We start from the raw sequence: 19,692 nt of genomic DNA on the forward strand, positions 1-19,692 counted from the left end.
GCGCCAAACGCCCTTTCGCAAGACAAAATTGCGGCCGATAGAAAGGCCTACGAGCCTTCGATGGAAGAGATTCTTGCCTCGATCCGTCGCATCATCGCCGACGACCATGCAGCGCCGCCGCAAGCTGCGGCCGAGCCGTTGATGCCGGCCTCGCCGCCCGAGATCGCACCAGAGCCACCGCTCATTACTGAGGCGCCGATTGAATTGACGCGGGATTATGAGGCCGAGCGGGTCGAAGGCTGGACGGATATTCCGGCCGCGCCACAGCCCGCGCCCGCGGAACCGACACCGCCGCTCCGCAGCGGTTTCGATTTTGTCCCGGGGCGCGAATATCGTCCGCTAGCGGCGCGTACGCCCGTTGCCGAGCGTCCGGCTTTTTCGCGCGAGGCTGCGCCGCGCCCTGTAGAGTCGCCGGTCGAGCGCCGGGAGAATCCACGCCGCCTGGCGCCGGGTCCGCGCTCCGCGCCGTCAACTTCAGTTGCATCTCCGGCTCCGGTCGTGACGGAGGAGGCGCTCGTATCGCCGGCCACCGACGCCATGGTCTCCCAAGCGTTCAATACGCTGATCGCCAGCCGTTTCCTGCAATCGAACGATGTGCTTGGCGAAATGGTGCGCGATATGCTCAAGCCCATGCTCAAGGCCTGGCTCGACGACAATCTGCCGATTCTTGTGGAACGGTTAGTCCGCACCGAAATCGAGCGCGTCGCGCGCGGCGGCCGCTGAGCTTCCGGTTTTCAGACCTGCGTTGACTTCGCGCCGCCGCTTGGGCTTTTAGGCGCTCTCGCTGGCGCTTGGCGCGCCGGCTCTCTGGTTTTTTCGGGATGATGGACAAGACTTTCGACCCTGCGCATGTCGAGCGGCGGATTTCCGCGCTTTGGGAAGAGGCAGGTGCGTTCCGCGCCGGCCGGCCGGATCGGGCCGAGGCCGAGACCTTCACGATCGTCATCCCGCCGCCGAACGTCACCGGCTCGCTGCATATGGGCCACGCGCTCAACAACACGCTGCAGGACATTCTTTGCCGCTTCGAGCGCATGCGCGGCAGGGACGTGCTCTGGCAGCCGGGCACGGATCACGCCGGCATTGCGACGCAGATGGTGGTCGAGCGGCAATTGGCGGAGCGCCAGCAGCCGGGGCGCCGCGAACTCGGCCGCGAGAAATTCCTCGAAGAAGTTTGGCGCTGGAAAGAAGAATCGGGTGGCGCCATCGTCGCGCAATTGAAGCGGCTCGGCGCGTCCTGCGACTGGTCGCGCGAGCGTTTCACGATGGACGAGGGCCTGTCGAAGGCCGTCGTGAAAGTCTTTGTGCAGCTCTATCGCGACGGGCTGATCTACAAGGACAAGCGCCTCGTCAATTGGGACCCGAAGCTGCTCACGGCGATCTCCGACCTTGAGGTCGTGCAGAAGGAAGAGAAGGGCAGCCTTTGGCACTTCAAATATCCGGTCGTCGACGACGCGGGCAAAGAGACCGGCGAGTATATCGTTGTCGCGACGACCCGCCCCGAGACGATGCTCGGTGATACCGCCGTCGCGGTGCATCCCGACGATGAGCGTTACACGCATCTCGTCGGCAAGAAGGTGCGGCTGCCGCTTGTCGGTCGGCTGATTCCGATTATCGCCGATACCTATTCGGATCCCGAGAAGGGAACGGGCGCGGTGAAGATCACGCCCGCGCATGACTTCAACGATTTCGAGGTCGGCAAAAGGCACAATCTGCCGCTGATCAATGTGCTCGACGCCGAAGCTAACATTCAGCTTCAAGGCAATCTGTCGTTTCTCGATGGCGTCAACTGGCAGACTAGCGACCTGAACGCGGCAATTGATGCGCTTGATGGCAAGTCCCGCGAGGCGGCGCGCAAGATTGTCGTCGAAATGATGGAAGAGCGTGGCCTGCTCGACAATATTGAGCCAACGCAACATGCTGTGCCGCATGGGGATCGTTCGGGCGTTGTACTTGAGCCGCGCTTGACCGACCAATGGTATGTCGATGCTAAGGTTCTTGCGCAACCGGCGCTCGCCGCCGTGCGCGACGGGAAAACAAAGTTCATCCCAGAGAATTGGTCGAAGACTTACTTTCAATGGCTCGACAACATCCAGCCGTGGTGCATTTCCCGCCAGCTCTGGTGGGGTCATCAAATACCGGCGTGGTATGGCGAGGATGGTACGATCTTCGTCGCGGAAGGCGAGCAGGACGCGGCCGCTGAGGCGCGCGCGCATTATGGACGCGATGATGTTGCGCTGACGCGCGACGAAGACGTGCTCGACACCTGGTTTTCGTCCGCCCTCTGGCCGTTCTCGACGCTCGGGTGGCCGGACGAGACGCCGGAACTGAAGCGTTATTATCCGACCAACGCGCTTGTCACAGGCTTCGACATCATCTTCTTCTGGATCGCGCGGATGATGATGATGGGCCTGCATTTCATGGACGATGTGCCGTTCCACGATGTCTACATCCACGCCCTTGTCCGCGACGAGAAGGGCGCCAAGATGTCGAAGTCGAAAGGCAACGTCATCGACCCGCTCGGCCTCATCGACGAATATGGCGCCGATGCCCTCCGCTTCACGCTTGCGGCAATGGCGGCGCAGGGCCGCGACATCAAACTCTCGACGCAGCGCGTCGAAGGCTATCGCAATTTCGCAACCAAGCTATGGAACGCGGCGCGTTTCGCCGAGATCAACGGCTGCGTCGGCAATGTTGCGTTCGATCCACGCACGGCGCGGGTGACGCTCAATCAATGGATCATCGGCGAGGCGGCAAAAGCCATTGGCGAGGTGACGACGGCGATCCAGGCCTATCGCTTTAACGATGCGGCGAACGCTGCCTATCGTTTTGTCTGGAATATTTTCTGCGACTGGTATCTCGAACTCGCCAAGCCCTTGCTGCAGAGCGCAGACGAAGTGGCGAAGGCGGAGACGCAGGCCACCACAGCTTTCATCCTCGATCAGGTGGTGAAGCTGCTGCATCCGTTCATGCCATTTATCACTGAGGAGTTGTGGGCGAATGCGCGGCGCGAAACCGTACTGGCGCTCGCGCAATGGCCTTCGCTTGAGGGATTGAGCTTCCCTGACGCAGAGGCCGAAATTGGCTTCGTTGTTGAACTGATCTCGGAAATTCGCTCCGTGCGTTCGGAGATGAATGTGCCGGCCGGTGCGCAGGTGCCGCTTGTCCTCGTCGGTGCCGATCCGGCCGCCCGGAGCCGCGCCGAAACTTGGACGGATGTTCTCAAGCGGCTCGCGCGGCTCTCGGATATTTCTTTCGCGACTGAGGCGCCAGCACAGGCGGCGCAGATGATTTCGCGCGGCACGCTCGCCGCGCTGCCGTTGGCGGGCATCATCGATTTCGCGGCTGAGAAGATTCGTCTCGCCAAGGAAATTGAAAAGCTCCACGCCGAGGCGAAGAAGATCGAGGCCAAGCTCGGCAATGCCGACTTCGTCGCGCGTGCGCCGGAAGAGGTCGTCGAGGAAAACCGCGAGCGTTTGGTCGAGGCGCAATCGCGCGCCGAAAAGCTTGCAGCGGCGCTACAGAGACTGGGATAGGCTGCTTACCAACAGCCAAGGCGAATGATCATGATCAGCGAACAGGACGTTTACGCGGCGTTGAAGTCGGTCGCCGGGCCGGACGGCAAGACACCGTTGCCAGAGACGGGGACGATCGCCGGCGTCACCATTCGCGATGATAAGGTCTATCTTTCGCTGTCCGTCGCGCCGGAACAGGCGGCTTCGCTCGAAAGCATGCGGCTTGCCGCCGAGCAGGCGGTGCGGCGTCTGCCGGGCGTTAGCGCCGTGCTTGTCAATCTCACGGCGCAGAAGCCACCAGCCGGTGCGCCGCCGCAGCGCCGCTCAGGACCTTCAACGCCGCCGCGCAGCATTACCGTGCCGGGTGTCGAGCGCATCATTGCTGTTGCCTCGGGCAAGGGTGGCGTCGGCAAATCGACGACCGCGGTCAATCTGGCGCTTGGCCTCGCCGGACTTGGCTGGCGCATCGGCATCCTCGATCTCGACATTTATGGTCCATCGCTGCCCCGGCTCCTGAACATTCATAAGCAGCCGGAGGTCGTCGACCACCGCATCCAGCCACTCGAAGCCTTCGACGTGAAAGCCATGTCAATCGGCTTCATGCTCGATGAAGAAGAGCCTGTCGTCTGGCGCGGTCCGATGGTGATGGGCGCCGTGCAGCAGATGCTGCGCGATGTCGCCTGGGGTGAATTGGATTGCCTCGTCGTCGATATGCCGCCCGGCACCGGCGATGCGCAATTGACGCTGGCGCAAAACGTCGCGCTGGCCGGGGCCGTCATCGTCTCGACACCGCAGGATCTGGCGCTGATCGACGCGCGGCGCGGCATCGCCATGTTCAACAAGGTCAACGTGCCAGTGCTCGGCATCGTCGAGAACATGAGTTATTTTCTCTGCCCGCATTGCGGCGAGCGCTCAGATATTTTCGCCCATGGCGGGGCGCGGCATGAGGCGGAAAGGCTGGGCGTGCCGTTTCTCGGCGAGGTGCCGCTGGCGCTTGATATTCGCGCCCATTCCGACGATGGCCGGCCGATCGTCGTCGCAGCGCCGGAAAGCGCCTATGCCGCCGCCTATCGCGACATCGCTGCACGGGTGCAAGCAGGGCTTGTCGGCGCGCAAGTACGCCCCGCGCCAAAGATTGTGATCGAGTAGAGGCCTAGCCGCCCGTCACGCTCATGTGGCGCGGCACGGCGGGGGCGGTGTGAGCGCGGTCGATCATGAAATCATGACCCTTGGGCTTGCGGGCGATGGCTTCCTCGATCGCCGCATTCAACGCATCGTCGCTGGCCGATTCACGCAACGGTGCGCGCAGATCGGCGGCATCGTTTTGGCCGAGGCACATATAAAGCGTGCCGGTGCAGGTGAGCCGGACGCGGTTACAGCTCTCGCAGAAATTGTGTGTGAGCGGCGTGATGAAGCCGAGCCGGCCGCCGGTCTCCGCGACTTCGACATAGCGCGCTGGGCCGCCGGTGCGATAGGCAAGGTCGCGCAGGGTGAAATGCCGGGCAATCTCGGCACGCACGTCACTCAAAGGCAGATATTGATCGAGCCGATCCGGCTCGATAGCGCCCATCGGCATCACTTCGATGAGCGTGACATCCATGCCCCGCGCATGCGCCCAGGAGATCATCGGAACGATCTCGCCTTCGTTGACGCCCTTGAGCGCAACCATGTTGATCTTGACGTCGATGCCGGCGCTCTGCGCCGCGTCGATCCCGCGCAGCACTTGCGCAAGGTCGCCACGCCGGGTGATCGCCTTGAATTTCTCCGGATCGCGGCTGTCGAGCGAGACATTGATGCGCCGCACGCCGCAGGCCGCCAGCTCCGGCGCGAAAAAGGCGAGGCGCGAGCCGTTGGTCGTCAGTGTCAATTCATCGAGGGCGCCCGAATCGAGATGGCGGGCGAGATTATGAAAAAGCTGCAAGATATTCCGCCGCACGAGCGGCTCGCCGCCGGTCAGCCGCAGTTTTCGCGTCCCGCGCGCGACGAAGGTGCTGCAGAGCCGGTCCAGTTCCTCAAGCGTCAGCAAATCGCCTTTTGGCAGGAAGCTCATATCTTCCGACATGCAATAGACGCAGCGGAAGTCGCACCGATCCGTCACCGAGACGCGCAGATAGTAAATTGCCCGTCCGAACGGATCGACCAGCGGCCGCGCTTGCGCTTCAAGCTTTTGCGGGAGCAGCGCCGGTTTCAAATCAGTGCAGGACTGGTTCATTGGTTTGATATAGTCCACGAAAGTAAAAGCTTGAATAGGACCAAAGAAAGTTTGGTGCAATGACGTCAGAGCTTCGCCAACCTCTAGCGCCGCGGCAATGGCCGCGTGAGCTTCGCCTGGGAGGGGCCGGGAAGGTGCTCAAGGTTTCGTTCGAGAGCGGCCGCGGTTTCGATCTGCCGGCGGAATATTTGCGCGTCATGAGCCCCAGCGCCGAGGTGCAGGGGCATATGCCGGACGAGCGTAAGACCTTGGGCGGCAAGCGGAATGTTGCCGTCACCGAGATCGTGCCAGTGGGCAGCTATGCTGTCAGGCTCAGCTTTGACGATTCGCATAACTCCGGCATTTACACTTGGGACTATCTCTACGAACTTGGCGCGCGGCAGACCGAAAAATGGGCGCAATATCTTGCTGAACTCGACGCCAAAAGCCTCAGTCGAGACCGCCCCGGCGAGAAATAATATCTTTGGAATACGCGAGCTATACATCGAGATATATAGCTTATACTGACGCGAACGCCCCATTTCAGGAGGTTCGAGATGCCGGTTTCTTTTGAGCTTGCCGTGCCGATGTTCATCACGATCTGGTTCGTCGTGCTGTTTGCGATTCTGCCGATAGGAATTCACTCCCAACGGGAGTCCGGCACCTATGTCGAAGGCACCGATCCCGGCGCGCCGGTCAATCCGCAATTGTTAAAAAAAGCGCTTTTGACGACGGTGGCCTCGTTGATCGTCTTTGGTGTCCTGATGGTCGTGCTGTGGCTTTGCGGCTGGGGCGCGGCATAAGCGGCGCCAAATCCCGCCTCGCTCTATTGACCCGCCCGGCCGATGCGGTTAGGTGCAGCAACCTTCCTTTGAGAGCGCGTAGCTCAGCCGGTAGAGCATCTGACTTTTAATCAGGAGGTCTCGGGTTCGATCCCCGACGCGCTCACCAATCATCTCAAAGACTTATAAGCCGTCAATCGAAGCCATTCCGACAAATGCTCTTTTTTCCGTTCTCGAATCGCGGCGCTGATCGAGCATCGGTTTCGCATACACGCCCGCCATGTTCGAGCTCTTGTGTCCGTTCGGCCCGTGCATCTGTGTGTCGGGTCATCGCAAAACCGGAATCCCGAGTTGATCCGACCCCGGAGCAGGCCACATTTTCGGCAATGAAGTGTTAAATCGGAATTTGCGCGGTCCGTGTCTCATAAAGCTCGATACGCATGGCTTTGAGCGCGAAATTCTAAACGGTGCCAAGGCAACGCTCGGGATGACGGATTTGGTCATCATCGAGACGTACTTTTTCAAACTCCACGAAACAGCCCCGCTGTTCATTGAGATGATTAATTACATGTCGGAGCGAGGTTTCCGCGTCATTGATATGTCGGAGCCGTTATGGCGGCAGAGGGACGATTCGCTTTGGCAGATTGACATGTTCTTTGTAAAGACAAGCCGTCCTGAGTTCTTATGCAATAGCTGTTCGTAACCATCTCAGTCAGGCCGGATGACAATCGGCGACAAATGATGGGGCATCCGGAGAACGACGATGCTGTTCGGCCACTGATGGACCCAGCGTGAGATCGCAGCTCGTGCAATTCCGAGCGCGGCTAATATTTTTTCCAAAAGATCCGGCGTGGCAGTTATACTTAGGCTGTTACAAGGTTATATTGTTCGAATGGCAATACGTCTTGATGCGACTGCCGCGTCTGCGAACGACCGCTTGCTCGCGATTGAAGCCGCGCGCATCGGGATTTGGCGCTGGGATATTGGGACGAATGCTTTAAGCCTGTCATCACGCGCATGTGAGCTTCTCGATGCGCCAGGCGATTCCCTCGATTATTCCGAATTCCTTGCACGGCTCCACCCTGACGATCGGGAGAGGACTGATCGCGCCCTACGCCGGAGTCTCACGGGCGACGCGCACGATATTGCCTTCCGCACCATTCCCGTCGATGGCAAAGATCGCTGGTTTCGCATGCGGGGCGGGGCATGCCCTTCCGAAGGGGCGCCGACTGCTGTCACGGGCATTCTCGTCGACGTCATTCTTCGCGCCGCCGACGAGACGAACGGCCGCCTCGCCGCCATCGTCGCGTCCTCCGACGACGCTATCGTGGGCCTGACCCTGGATGGAATCGTCACAGATTGGAACCGAGGCGCCGAGACCATCTTTGGCTATTCTGCCGGCGAGATCGTCGGCAAATCCATCTCTCTCATCCTGCCTCGTGGTCGCGAGAACGAAGAATACGAAATTCTGGCACGCCTTAAGGAGGGCGGACGCGTCGAACATTTCGAAACGTACCGTCGGCGTAAGAGTGGCGAGATTTTCGATGTATCCCTGAGCGCGGCGCCTCTGCATGATGGCCAGGGGCGGCTCGTCGGGGCCTCGAAGGTCGCGCGTGATATTACCGCCTCCAAACGTTCGCAGACCGCGCTTGCGGAACGCGAAGCTCATTTGCAATCCGTCCTCGATACAGTTCCAGATGCGATGGTCGTCATCGATGTCCAAGGGATCATGCAATCGTTCAGCACCGCCGCGGAAAGGCTCTTCGGTTACTCGGCCGCGGAAGCGATTGGCCAAAACGTTAAAATTCTGATGCCGCCGCCGTATCAGGAGCAGCATGATAATTATCTCGGCCGTTATCTTACGACGGGCGAACGCCGTATCATTGGTATTCGTCGGCTGGTCGTCGGGCGCCGGAAAGATGGATCGACGTTCCCCATGGAACTGTCCGTCGGCGAGATGCGCTCGGGTGAGCGGCGTTTTTTCACTGGCTTTGTGCGCGACCTTACCGAGCGCAAAGAGGCGGAGCTACGGTTGCAGGAATTGGAGTCTGAACTCATCCACATGTCGCGGTTTACGGCGCTAGGGGAGATGGCCTCCACCCTGGCGCATGAACTCAATCAGCCGCTCACCGCAGTCGCGAATTATTTAAGGGGCGGCAGACGGCTCCTGGAGAGTGGCAATAGCGATAACATTCCGATGGCCCGTGAGGCCATGGATCGTGCGGCGGACCAGGCGCTGCGAGCTGGGCAGATCATTCGACGCCTGCGGGAATTCGTTGCGCGCGGCGAAAGCGAGCGGCGGATCGAAAATCTCGTCAGGCTGATTGAGGAGGCGAGCGCGCTTGCGCTTGTGGGTATTAAGGAAACCGGGGTACGCGTTTCATTTCTCTTTGAATCGCGTTCGACGCTCGTCCTTGCCGACAAGATTCAGATTCAGCAAGTCTTGCTCAATTTGATGCGCAACGCGGTCGAGGCAATGCAAGAGGTTGAGAGGCGTGAATTGACCGTCTCCACATATAAGGAAGACAACGAGACCGTGAGGATCGATGTCCTTGATACAGGCCCCGGTATCGCTCCGGAGATTGTGCATCAGCTCTTTCAACCGTTCATAACCACAAAGCGCCAAGGCATGGGCGTGGGGCTGTCAATCTCGAGGACGATTGTCGAATCGCATGGCGGTCGCCTCTGGGCGGAGCCGGATGCGGATGGCGGGACCGTCTTCCATCTGACGCTCAAGACCATCGCCGGGGAGGATCTCGGTGATGAGTAATTCGGTCGTGCATTTGATCGATGACGATGATGGCGTGCGTCAGTCGTTGGCATTTCTCTTGGCGACCGCCGGCTTGGCGGTCCGCGTCTATGAATCGGGTGTCGCATTTCTTGCCGCGCTCGGCACTTTACAACCGGGATGCATCGTCAGTGACGTACGGATGCCGGGCATCGACGGGCTGGAATTGCAACGCCGCCTGAAGACTCTCGGCGTTCATCTGCCGATGATCATCATGACCGGCCATGCTGATGTTCCGCTGGCCGTGGAAGCCATGAAGGCTGGCGCCGTCGACTTTATCGAAAAGCCGTTTGACGATGAGCTGCTTCTCTCTGCTATTCGCGTCGCGCTCGACCGTTACAACGAGCTTGGCCATCACGAGACGGAAGTCGTCCAGATTCAAGCAAAACTGCAATCTCTTTCGCCGCGGGAGCGGCAGGTGCTGGACGGCCTGCTGGCGGGGCATCCCAACAAGACGATTGCTTATGACCTGAAGCTTAGCCCGCGGACCGTTGAAGTGCATCGCGCCAACGTCATGATGAAAATGGGCGCGGACAGCCTCTCCGGCCTTGTGCGGATGGCCGTGCAGGCAAAGGTGCTGCCCACCGGCTGAACGCGCCCGATCCTCCGAAACTGCCACGGGATGATCGAGCTTGGCGCCCCTTGCGCTACATCAAGGCGCCGGTGCGACGTGGCGCTCACATTTCATTTACCGGGCGGAGTTTCCGTGAAATGAATAGTGGGTCGGATATTATTTTAGTGGTCGACGATGATTTGGCCGTGCGCGAATCGCTCAAGTTTGTGCTCGAGCTTGAGGGACTCGTGGTGCATGCCTGCGGCAGCGGCATGGAACTCTTGGAGCATCCCGATCTTTCGCGAGCGCGTTGTCTTATTTTGGATTATCGAATGCCGGTGATCGACGGATTTGAGGTGATGGAGCGCCTCAACGCCTTACAAGTCGCGCTCCCGGTCATTCTCATCACGAGCGCTGCAACCGACGCGCTTCGTAAGCGTGCGTCGAAGGCTGGCGTCCGCCACGTCGTGGAAAAGCCGCTCTCGGACAGTGTCCTGCTAGAGAACATCCACGACGTTTTAGGCATTTCGTCGTAGGTGATCTTCGATCCCATCCGTTTCTCTACGTAGAATCCCCTAGGAGGTAACTCAATATCCGGCCCGTAAACCGGCCGATAGACATAAGGAACGTTCTCGCAGATGGAGCTTCCCGATGTCGACGCAGTTAGCCTATTCGGTTGATCATGCCACGCCGTTTCCTCCCGCGGTGGTGGCACGTAGCCCTTGGACGAAGACGCCAGGCGAACGGTCGGAGCGAGGTTCTGCGCTGGGCATGGCTGGAGCAGTCCTGCATTTTGGGCAGGATCGGGAGATTTATAGCGAAGGTGCTGAGCCCGATCTCTTCTTCAAAGTTGTCTCGGGCGTCGTGCGGACCTGCAAATTCCTGAGTGATGGCCGCCGGCAGATTGATGCTTTCTATAAGGCTGGCGGCGTGTTCGGTTTCGAACCGGGCGGCTCGCATGGCTTCTCAGCCGAGGCCGTCTGCGATTGCACATTGATTTCCTATCGTCGTCGCGGGCTTGAAGCGCTCGCAGCAAATGACGAAGGGCTGCTCGCCCAGCTTTTCTCTTACGCGATGCAGAGCTTGGCAAGGGCGCAGGAACACGCGTTGCTTCTTGGGCGCCGGAGCGCAACCGAGAAGGTCGCTGCGTTTCTCATCGATGGCATCGATGAATCAAACGGTGGCAAAATCGTCAACTTGGCGATGACGCGGCAAGACATCGCCGATTATCTCGGGCTGACGATCGAAACCGTCTCGCGCACCTTGTCGCAACTGGAGCGCGATGCGCTCATCGAAATTCCGGCCGCACGCCAGATTCGTCTCAAAAATCCGTCCGCCCTTAGGGAGCTCAATGCATGAGCAACTTGTCACACGCCCCGGAGCAGGGCCTCTCAATGGACGTCACGGAGGCCATCTATGGGCGGCGGGCAACACGTAATTTTACGACCGCGCCCGTCGCCGCCGATATTCTGACGAAGCTTGTTGATGCCGCGATCCAGGCACCGAGTGCGTTCAACGCCCAGCCATGGCATTTTACAATTATACGAAATCTGGCGCTTCTTGATCGCATATCGGCCGCCGCGAAACCTTACATGCTGAGTATGCTGAATCCTAAATCAACGCCGAATGGAATCCGCGAACATCTAAGTAATCCCGACTTCCATGTCTTTTATCATGCGCCGGCAATGATCCTGATCTCGGGAAAAGAAAGCGAATGGGCAGTCGAGGACGTCGGCCTCGCGGCGGAAAATCTTATGCTCGCGGCTCATTCCGCTGGGTTGGGGACGTGCTGGATCGGATTTGCACAGCCTTGGCTCAAAACGCCTGAAGGCAAGCGCGCGGTCGAACTCGACTCGATCTATATCCCGATCGCACCGATTATCGTCGGCTATGCGCGCGAAACACCACCACCTGTCCCGCGCAATCCTCCGCTTCTTCAGTGGATCGACTAGCCGATCGCCCGCTCACAGAGCAGGCGCTGAGCGACAGCGTATGTGGTAGTCGCTCAGCGCAGTGATGCGTAATAATGCGCAGCAATATCCATTTCATCGGGCGTCATCTGACGGGCGATATTGCGCATTTGCTCGCTGATGTCGTTATGGCGGGCGCCTGATGCAAAGGCGAGCAATTGCTCCTTAATGTAAGCGGCCGGCTGTCCGTCAAGCCGCGGCGCACCGACTTTTTCGGCCATGCCGCCGTGGCAAGCTTCGCAGGGCGCGATATCGCGCATTGGCTCGCCTTCGACGACGATCTTCGGCGGGGGAAGTGGCGTACCGGCTACAGCAGGCGGTGGCAGCTGCGAATAGTAAGCCGCTAATTCCAGAACTTCCGGCTTGCTGATAAGGCCCGCGAAAGGCGTCATGACGCCATTGGTCCGCGCACCGGATTGGAAATCGTTCAGTTCCTTGTAGATCACGATCGCATGCTGGCCTGCAAGGTTGGGGGCGTTGGCGCCGCTCATGCCTTCCGGCCCATGGCAGATCGCGCAACGCTGCGCAAGCGTCGCACCTTCGCCGATGGCGGACGCGCTCAAATGTTCCAGCACATGTGTCGTGACGATGACGCCAGATGTCGTAAACGCGGACAATACGGGCGCCGTACTCGACGGCGCGCGCGCAACGCCCGCAGCACTACAGATCGCATCCCAGATGCCGTTCAGTTTCAGATTTGTTTGCGCCAAGGGAAACCAAATCAGGCCGGCGAACGCCGATATCAGGACGACAAAGATCGTCGCACTGACGCTCGTCGTGAACCATTTATTGCGGAGGGAAAAAAGACGCTCGTCGCTCATTGCTCCTCTCCGGCATAAACGGCAGGCACCGCCGACCCTTTCGAAATCAACTGCACGATGGGAAAGCCATAATTCACGACGGTCAGGCCGATCATCAGGGCAACCCAAAGCCCGAAGCTATTCAGCGCGATCGGCAATGAAGTCGGCTGGTGCGCCGCGATGCTGAAGCGATAAATGCCAGGATTGATCTTCCGTCCGCTTGCGTTCCGGATCAGCACGGCGAGAAACAGGAAGCCCGATATGACGAGGATCAACGCGCCGACGGTCGAGATCTCAACCGCGAGGGCATCTGCCGCCAGCAAGGGATTTGAATAGTCGAAAAAGGCCATCCGGCGCGGCATTCCGAGAATGCCGACGTAGTGCCAGGGAAAGGTCGTCACGATCATGCCGATGAACCACAGCCACAATTGCGTGCGGATCAAACCGCCGTCGTCGAGTGCGCGCCCTGTCAAATGCGGCCAGAGGTCGTAAGCGATCGCGAAATACATGATGACGATCGCGCCACCGAAGATCAGATGGAAGTGGCCCGTCACCCATTGGGTATTATGAATGCTGGTGTTGAGCTGGTAGGTCATGTTGATGAGGCCGCCGACGCCGCCAAACCCCAACATGACAAGCGACAGCACGGTCGCGAGCATGATCGGGTTTTTCCACGGCAAAGCTGCGACCCATCCAAATGTGCCGGTTCCGCCGCGCAGCCGGCCAGCGATTTCCGCCGAAGCGCAGATCGTGAAAATCGTCAGTAGCGTCGGCACCGAAACGAGCGCCGTGAACACGGAATGCATGAATTTGAAACCGGCGCCCACCTGGGGGTCGGCGAAGAGATGATGCACGCCGATCGGCATGGCGACGACGAGAAACAGGATGAACGAGATTCTCGCCATCGGATCGCTGTAAATCCTGCCCCCGATCGCGCGCGGGAAAATCGTGTAATAGGCGATATAGGCGGGCATCAGCCAGAAATAGACGATGGCATGCAGCGTCCATGAGAAGAAAACGCGTGCGAGGCCGGCGTCGATCGTCGAGCGCCATCCAAGCGCGACCGGCAGAATCATGAAGAGAATCTCAATCGCAGCGCCGACGGCAGTCCAACCCCACAGCAATGAGCCCGCGACGTTGGCAAACATTGCGAGCGGCACGAGCTTGCCGGGATTGTCCCGCTTCCAGATCGCGAGGTTGACCGACATCAGACCGACCCAGACCCACGAACCGACCACGACGAGGACGACGCCGATATAGTAGAGCGGATGGCCGATCATCGGCGGATAGAAGGTGTAAAGGACCGAGGCGAGCCCCAGAGAGACGGGAATCATCGCCGTCACGGCGCCGACGGCCACAAGAATGAAACCAGCCCAGGCCCAGCGCAGCCCGACCAGCGGCTTCTCAAGCGCGAGTTCGGTGATTGCATAGCCGAAGCCCATCGCAACGAGCGTCGGGAAGACATACCCCATGACCGAACCGTGCGCGGTGACGGAACGATAATAAAGCTCCGGCGGAATGTCCCAGATGTTCAGAGGGCTGCGGACGAACATTTGCCAGGCGCCGAGCAGCAACGCGAGACCGAAGAGCGCAAACGCCAGCGAAAAATGCGCGAGAATAAGCCGCTTATTTGTCAACACAGGTCAGTCTCCGCTGTTTAGACGCCAGTTCGAGGAAGGCTGCCTTGTCGATCACTTTGACCTTGCCCCACATGCCCTGGTGGCCGATCCCGCAGAACTCTTGGCAGGGCATCAAACGTTCGGCGGGTTTGTCGAAGCGCATCTGGAGTTCGGATATGTAGCCGGGTACCAGCATTGTGTTGACGTTCGTTCCTTCGATCAAAAGCCCATGCACGACATCGGCGCTGGTGGCGCGCAGTGTGATCGTCGTATCGGTCGGGACCACGATGCACTGCGGCGTGAAGGAGAATTGTTGCCCGATGGCGCGCACCGTGACGGACCCGCCTGGCTCGACAGCGCTGCCGAGGTTGCTTTCGATGAACTCGCCCGAAAGGTGCAAAGTGGTCGGATTGGCCGTCTCCACCCGCGCCTGTGGCATGATTGTGTAGTGAAGGCCGGAGAATGCAGCGACGACGATCATCAGCGTGACGATGCCGACAGCAACCACGGCCCATCTGCGCTCGACACGCGCCGCCGTGGCCGCGCCGGTACCATGATCCGGTTCAGGCGCCAGCGTCATTGCAGTCCCCCGCGCGGCAAGAAAACAAGGAAGTAAAACGCGAACCACAGTGCGAGTACGATAAGCGAGGCAATCCCCGCAACGACAAGCGCACCATTAGGACCTGCCCGCAGGATGGTTTCGACGGATTCTTCCTCTGACGCTGATGAGGTCTCGGGGGGAGGGAACGAATTGATCATGCGATGAACTCAGTTGAGGGGAGCCGAACGCAGTTGGTTTGCTTGTTGGATGGAGACGGCACTGCCGCTATTGCCCCAGGATTGGCGAATATAGGTGACGACAGCCGCGACCTCGTCGTCGGACAAGATCTGCGCGAAGGGCGGCATGCCATAGGGCAGGGGATTTCCTTTCGTGCCCGGGGGGAAGCCACCGTTAAGCACCATGCGGATCGGGTTGACGGCGGATTCCATTTCGATCGACTGATTGCCGGCAAGCGGAGGGTAGTTCGGTGGCTTGCCCGCGCCCTCGGCGCCGTGACAGGAAGCGCAGCGGGAATCATAGACTGTCTTGCCGAGGCTCATCAGCAGACTGCTTTCATCGGTCGGTACTGCCACCGTAGAGGTTCGCGACGGGCTGCCTTCAGCGAGGCTCTTGAGATAAATGGCCATCGCGCGAATATCGCTTTCGGAGAGATATTGCAGGCTGTTGTAGACGACCTCCGCCATTGGTCCATAGACGGCGCCGCGGCTGGATACGCCGGTCCGTAGCAGATCTGAAATATCCTTGATGGTCCAGTCGCCGAGACCCGCTTCCTTATTCGACGTGAGCGAAGGTGCGTACCATTCCTGCATCGGAATGAGGCCACCTTGAAAGGCCTCCGAATCGGAACTGCCGCCCAGCGCGTTGATGGCGGTGTGGCACATCGCGCAATGCCCCAGACCTTTGACGAGATAGGCGCCGCGATTCCAATCGGCGGATTTGGTGGAGTCGGGCTGATACGTTCCCTCGTTGAAATAGAGGGTCCGCCATCCGAGAATCAGCGAGCGATTGTTGTAAGGAAACGTCAGATCGTGCGGTCGGTTGGCGCGCTGCACGGGCGCAATTGTCTTCAAATAGGCAAAGATCGCATCGCTGTCGCTGCGCGTGACTTTTGTGTAAGAGCCGAAGGGCATCGCAGGATACATCAAGCCGCCGTCGGGAAACCGGCCGGTGTGCATCGCTCCATAGAATTGGTCGGCTGTCCAATTGCCGATTCCAGTTTCCGGGTCTGGCGTGATGTTCGAGGTATAAAGAGTGCCAAACGGCGTCAGCATCGCGCGTCCGCCGGCGAACAGCTTGTCGCCAGGCGTCGTATGGCAGGCAATACAATCTCCGGCGCGTGCGAGATATTCGCCTTTTGCCACGAGTGATGTTTGCGGCGGTGTCGGCGTCTCGGCGAAGCTGAATTGCGCCTGAGCAATCAGAAGGGCGAACCAAGCCCAAGTCCAGCGCGGCTTCATGAGTGAATACATCCTGTCCAAAGGTCGGCCCTCAGTTCGGTTCGCTTCCGCATTTCAGCGGCATCGCAAGGCTGCCCTGGGGCACGGGGAGTGCGTTGGCCGGCGCGGGCAAGGACGATAACCAGGCGGCGACCGCTGTAACGTCGGCTTCGGTCAGATGTCCGGCGACAATCTGCATACAGTCGGGCGCGGCCGCAGTCCGGGTGCCATAACGCCATGCGCCAAGCTGCGCGGCGATGTAACGGGCGTGCAGTCCCAAGAGACCCGGAATGGCCGGCTCCATGCCGGTGAAGGACGGGCCGTGGCAGCGCTCACACGCGGGGATTCCCCGCTGCGGATCGCCCTGCGTAACCAACGCATGGCCTTGGTCCAGAACTTCGTTGCTGACGGTGGGCGCCGCGGGCGGCGGAAGTGGCGGATGTTGGGACGCGAAATAATCCGCCATCTGCCTGAGCGACTCGTCAGGCTGAAATTCAAGCAGATAATTCATCGGCGGATATTTGCGCCGCTTGTCCCGAAACGCGACCAATTGATGATAGAGATAACCAGCAGGTTTGCCGGCGAGCCGAGGAAAATACTGGTCATCTGTTCCCTGGCCCTGCGCGCCATGACAGGATGCGCAGGCCAAAACTCGCTCTGCTACCGGATCCGTTCCGGCCTCAGCCTGCGTCGCGACAATCATCACAGTCGCGCATACGGAAATGGCGCATAAGAAGGCGGATATTCCCCTCATGATCATGATATCGCGCCCCCGCGCTGCCACGACGCACCAGTTTCTAAGATCGTCATTAGAATATATACATTTTAATCTGGATACATAGTCCAAAGTGCATGTGCTTGCTAACTTGTCTTGCTAACTCAGCATCATGATAGACGGCATCTCGCGGTGCATTTTGGTGTGCGTGGACCGACCGAAGACATTTGGCCGTAGATTGAGGTTAAGAGAAACGGCTACTACCGCGTTTCCCAAAGCGAACGCGCGCCTTTATGATACCCGCTGACATATAGTTTCAGAATCTGCCAACCGTAATCGCGAACGATGTCATTGAGTTGCCGCGCTTGAGCAAGCATGAGATCGGTTTGCTCCTGCCATCGATCGAAACGAGCGACTGCTGTCGCGCCCGAATCTTCTCCGATCTTTTGCGGTGCAAAGGCCTCCACGATCTGTTCGGTCTCGAGTCTCAACAATTCGGTCTGATGCTCGATAATCTCCCGCGTAGCCTTGGCCGCGAGTTCGCTCGTCTCGGCGAATAATCTTGCCGTTCTCTTTTGAGCCTCGACGAAGTTGACGGGAAATTGTGCTTGTTCCCTGGACTCCGTAATCCCGGTTTCAGATTTTGCTTTGTCGAGCATGTCGTCCTCCAAGATTGTGAGGCGTTTAGTTGCCTGATGAAACCATAGGCGAACATGAATAGAAGGCTTTGATCTCGATCAAGTGTCTTGGAGATATTACCGAGGTCGTTTGGCGCAGGGGGCACCCCCTCGATTGATCGGCATCAATTCGCTCGCGACGGTTCCTGAATATCATCCAATGCGGTTGAAAAGCCGGTTTGAGATGTTCATCTCGTTGTCATGGCTTTGGGGCATCGACGTCGAAGGAGTTACGCATGTTGAGAACAGGCCTTGCTAAAAGCGGCACGACTGATGCCTCAACGAAAAACCCGGAAGAAAATCCGGAAAGAACCCGGAGCGCGATCGCCGTGGCAAACGAAAACGCAACTCAAATGAGCAAGGTCGCCGGCGTCGCTGAGGCGCCGTGCGAAACGGAAGATTCGCTCGATCGTCTGTTGCATGCACGTGAGGCGCGTTTCACTTTCTCGCAATCGCTTGAATCGTTGACGCTGGCGTTTTTGGATTGGGGTCTGCACCTCGCTAATGCGCCGGGGCGGCGTATCACCTTAGCCGAAAGCGCTTCGCGTCAGTGGGCGCGTTTGTTGAGCCAGGATTTGTGGGCGAAGCCGACAGCTGGGGATCATCGGTTCGATGACGAAAGTTGGGCGCATCCGCCATTCAATACTTTCGCGCAGGCTACAATCCTGGCTGAGCAATGGTGGAATGAGGCGACCGCGTGCCTGCCGGGCGTGGCGAAGTCGCACAGTGCCGTTGTATCCTTCGCGGCGCGTCAGATTTTGGATTTTTATTCGCCCTCCAATTTTCCTTGGACCAATCCGGAAGTCTTGCGGGCAACGGCGGCGGAGTCCGGCTGGAATTTCATCAGGGGCTATCGGAATTTCAACGAGGACGCGCAGCGGATCGCACGCGGTCTTCCCATGGACGAAGTCAAAGGCTTCACGGTCGGAGAACAAGTTGCGGTCACGCCCGGCAAGGTGGTGTTCCGCAACGAACTGATGGAATTGATTCAGTATGAGCCGACGACCGGGAAGGTTCGGCCGGAACCAATCCTGGTCGTCCCTGCCTGGATCATGAAGTATTATATCCTCGATCTGTCGCCGAACAATTCCTTCATCCGCTATCTCGTTTCCCAGGGTTTTACCGTCTTCTGCGTTTCCTGGCGCAATCCTGGTCCGGAGCTTCGCAATACGTCGTTTGACGATTACCGGCGTCTTGGGGTGATGGCCGCGCTCGATGCGGTCACTGCCATCTCGGGCGCCAAGAAGGTACATGCCTGCGGTTATTGCCTCGGCGGGACGTTGCTTTCGATCGCCGCAGCGGCGATGGCGCGCGACAAAGACGATCGTTTTGCGACCGTAACTTTGCTCGCCGCGCAAACCGATTTTACCGAAGCGGGTGAGCTGCAACTCTTCACCGATGAGGGCGAGCTGGCGCTGCTCGACGATGTCATGTGGCAGCAAGGCTATCTGGATAGCACCCAGATGGCCGGCGCCTTTCAAATTCTTCGGTCCAACGAACTCATCTGGTCGCGTCTCATCAAGACTTATCTTCTCGGGGGACGCGAAAAGCCGTTCGATCTCATGGCGTGGAACGCGGATGCGACGCGGATGCCGTTTCGGATGCACTCCGAATATCTGCGCGCGATGTTCCTGCACAATGATTTGGCGGAGGGACGCTATCGTGTCGACGGTCGGCCGATTGCGATCTCCGAGATCCATGCGCCGATGTTTACCGTGACGACCGAGACGGATCATGTTGCGCCGTGGCGATCAGTCTACAAAATCCTTCTGCTGAACCAAGGCGATATCACTCTGGTCCTTACATCCGGCGGCCACAACGCGGGAATCGTCAGCGAGCCGGGCCATCCGCGCCGGCATTATCGCCTCGCGCGCCGTCCGAGCCAGGGTCCCTATATGGCGCCGGAGGATTGGAAGGCCGCGGCGCCGGAATATGAAGGCTCCTGGTGGCCGGCTTTGGCTGCATGGCTGGGCGAGCGGTCCGGCGATTGGGTTTCGCCGCCGCCTCTTGCCGATCCGGCGAAAGGCTATCCGGCGCTTGCCGACGCGCCAGGAACTTACGTGCGCGAGACCTAAGCGGAGGGATGG

18 protein-coding genes and 1 tRNA gene are annotated in these 19,692 nt (G+C 59.3%); 12 read left to right on the forward strand and 7 right to left on the reverse strand.

Annotated features, from left to right (window positions below; translation table 11 throughout):
- Nucleotides 1–60: 60 nt before the first annotated feature.
- The 3 genes from WDN02_RS13275 (at nucleotide 61) to WDN02_RS13285 (ending at nucleotide 4,661) form a co-directional block, all read left to right on the forward strand.
- Nucleotides 61–723, forward strand: coding sequence for a DUF2497 domain-containing protein (locus WDN02_RS13275; RefSeq protein WP_337293951.1), 663 nt, complete (start codon nucleotides 61–63; stop codon nucleotides 721–723).
- Between the two features lie 98 nt (nucleotides 724–821).
- A complete protein-coding gene (locus WDN02_RS13280) occupies nucleotides 822–3,533 on the forward strand; it encodes a valine--tRNA ligase (protein ID WP_337293952.1) in 2,712 nt (903 codons plus the stop codon).
- Nucleotides 3,534–3,557: 24 nt separating this feature from the next.
- Entirely contained in the window at nucleotides 3,558–4,661 is a 1,104-nt protein-coding gene (locus WDN02_RS13285) for an Mrp/NBP35 family ATP-binding protein (RefSeq protein WP_337293953.1), read from the forward strand.
- 4 nt (nucleotides 4,662–4,665) lie between these two features.
- Here the strand turns inward: WDN02_RS13285 and moaA are convergent, their stop codons facing one another.
- Nucleotides 4,666–5,655 carry a GTP 3',8-cyclase MoaA gene (gene moaA / locus WDN02_RS13290; protein WP_337294941.1) on the reverse strand — a complete coding sequence of 330 codons (990 nt, stop codon included), beginning with the start codon at nucleotides 5,653–5,655 and terminating at the stop codon, nucleotides 4,666–4,668.
- A gap of 203 nt (nucleotides 5,656–5,858) precedes the next feature.
- Between moaA and WDN02_RS13295 the strand changes: the two genes are divergently transcribed.
- From WDN02_RS13295 to WDN02_RS13330, 8 genes are all read left to right on the forward strand, one after another.
- The gene (locus WDN02_RS13295; RefSeq protein WP_337293954.1) at nucleotides 5,859–6,182 is read left to right on the forward strand and encodes a DUF971 domain-containing protein; all 324 of its coding nucleotides are present in this window, start codon (nucleotides 5,859–5,861) and stop codon (nucleotides 6,180–6,182) included.
- 78 nt (nucleotides 6,183–6,260) lie between these two features.
- Nucleotides 6,261–6,506 (forward strand): DUF1467 family protein, encoded by a 246-nt coding sequence (locus WDN02_RS13300; protein ID WP_337293955.1) that lies wholly within the window; start codon nucleotides 6,261–6,263, stop codon nucleotides 6,504–6,506.
- A 72-nt stretch (nucleotides 6,507–6,578) separates the two neighbouring features.
- Nucleotides 6,579–6,654, forward strand: a tRNA-Lys gene (locus WDN02_RS13305).
- 723 nt (nucleotides 6,655–7,377) lie between these two features.
- Nucleotides 7,378–9,255, forward strand: coding sequence for a PAS domain S-box protein (locus tag WDN02_RS13310; RefSeq protein ID WP_337293956.1), 1,878 nt, complete (start codon nucleotides 7,378–7,380; stop codon nucleotides 9,253–9,255).
- Nucleotides 9,245–9,865 (forward strand): response regulator FixJ, encoded by a 621-nt coding sequence (gene fixJ, locus WDN02_RS13315; RefSeq protein ID WP_337293957.1) that lies wholly within the window; start codon nucleotides 9,245–9,247, stop codon nucleotides 9,863–9,865. Before WDN02_RS13310 ends, fixJ begins: the two co-directional genes overlap by 11 nt.
- 119 nt (nucleotides 9,866–9,984) lie before the next feature.
- The gene (locus WDN02_RS13320) at nucleotides 9,985–10,362 is read left to right on the forward strand and encodes a response regulator (protein WP_337293958.1); all 378 of its coding nucleotides are present in this window, start codon (nucleotides 9,985–9,987) and stop codon (nucleotides 10,360–10,362) included.
- Between the two features lie 115 nt (nucleotides 10,363–10,477).
- On the forward strand, nucleotides 10,478–11,185 hold the full coding sequence (locus tag WDN02_RS13325; RefSeq protein ID WP_337293959.1) for a helix-turn-helix domain-containing protein: 708 nt from the start codon (nucleotides 10,478–10,480) through the stop codon (nucleotides 11,183–11,185).
- The gene (locus WDN02_RS13330; RefSeq protein WP_337293960.1) at nucleotides 11,182–11,778 is read left to right on the forward strand and encodes a nitroreductase; all 597 of its coding nucleotides are present in this window, start codon (nucleotides 11,182–11,184) and stop codon (nucleotides 11,776–11,778) included. Before WDN02_RS13325 ends, WDN02_RS13330 begins: the two co-directional genes overlap by 4 nt.
- A gap of 53 nt (nucleotides 11,779–11,831) precedes the next feature.
- Here WDN02_RS13330 and WDN02_RS13335 read toward each other — a convergent pair whose 3' ends face one another.
- From WDN02_RS13335 to WDN02_RS13360, 6 genes are all read right to left on the reverse strand, one after another.
- Nucleotides 11,832–12,617, reverse strand: a complete 786-nt coding sequence (locus WDN02_RS13335; RefSeq protein WP_337293961.1) for a c-type cytochrome — start codon at nucleotides 12,615–12,617, stop codon at nucleotides 11,832–11,834.
- Nucleotides 12,614–14,236, reverse strand: coding sequence for a cbb3-type cytochrome c oxidase subunit I (locus tag WDN02_RS13340; RefSeq protein WP_337293962.1), 1,623 nt, complete (start codon nucleotides 14,234–14,236; stop codon nucleotides 12,614–12,616). The genes WDN02_RS13335 and WDN02_RS13340 overlap by 4 nt, the downstream gene beginning before the upstream one ends.
- Nucleotides 14,223–14,789 (reverse strand): cytochrome C oxidase subunit II, encoded by a 567-nt coding sequence (locus tag WDN02_RS13345; protein ID WP_337294942.1) that lies wholly within the window; start codon nucleotides 14,787–14,789, stop codon nucleotides 14,223–14,225. The genes WDN02_RS13340 and WDN02_RS13345 overlap by 14 nt, the downstream gene beginning before the upstream one ends.
- Before the next feature lie 194 nt (nucleotides 14,790–14,983).
- Nucleotides 14,984–16,234, reverse strand: coding sequence for a cytochrome c (locus WDN02_RS13350; protein ID WP_337293963.1), 1,251 nt, complete (start codon nucleotides 16,232–16,234; stop codon nucleotides 14,984–14,986).
- A 31-nt stretch (nucleotides 16,235–16,265) separates the two neighbouring features.
- Entirely contained in the window at nucleotides 16,266–16,916 is a 651-nt protein-coding gene (locus WDN02_RS13355; RefSeq protein WP_337293964.1) for a c-type cytochrome, read from the reverse strand.
- A 272-nt stretch (nucleotides 16,917–17,188) separates the two neighbouring features.
- On the reverse strand, nucleotides 17,189–17,587 hold the full coding sequence (locus WDN02_RS13360; RefSeq protein WP_337293965.1) for a hypothetical protein: 399 nt from the start codon (nucleotides 17,585–17,587) through the stop codon (nucleotides 17,189–17,191).
- A 371-nt stretch (nucleotides 17,588–17,958) separates the two neighbouring features.
- On the opposite strand from WDN02_RS13360, the gene WDN02_RS13365 reads away from it, so the two are divergent.
- On the forward strand, nucleotides 17,959–19,680 hold the full coding sequence (locus WDN02_RS13365) for an alpha/beta fold hydrolase (protein WP_337293966.1): 1,722 nt from the start codon (nucleotides 17,959–17,961) through the stop codon (nucleotides 19,678–19,680).
- Nucleotides 19,681–19,692: the final 12 nt, after the last annotated feature.

The sequence above is a fragment of the Methylovirgula sp. genome (genome assembly GCF_037200945.1).
Taxonomy (GTDB): Bacteria; Pseudomonadota; Alphaproteobacteria; order Rhizobiales; family Beijerinckiaceae; genus Methylovirgula.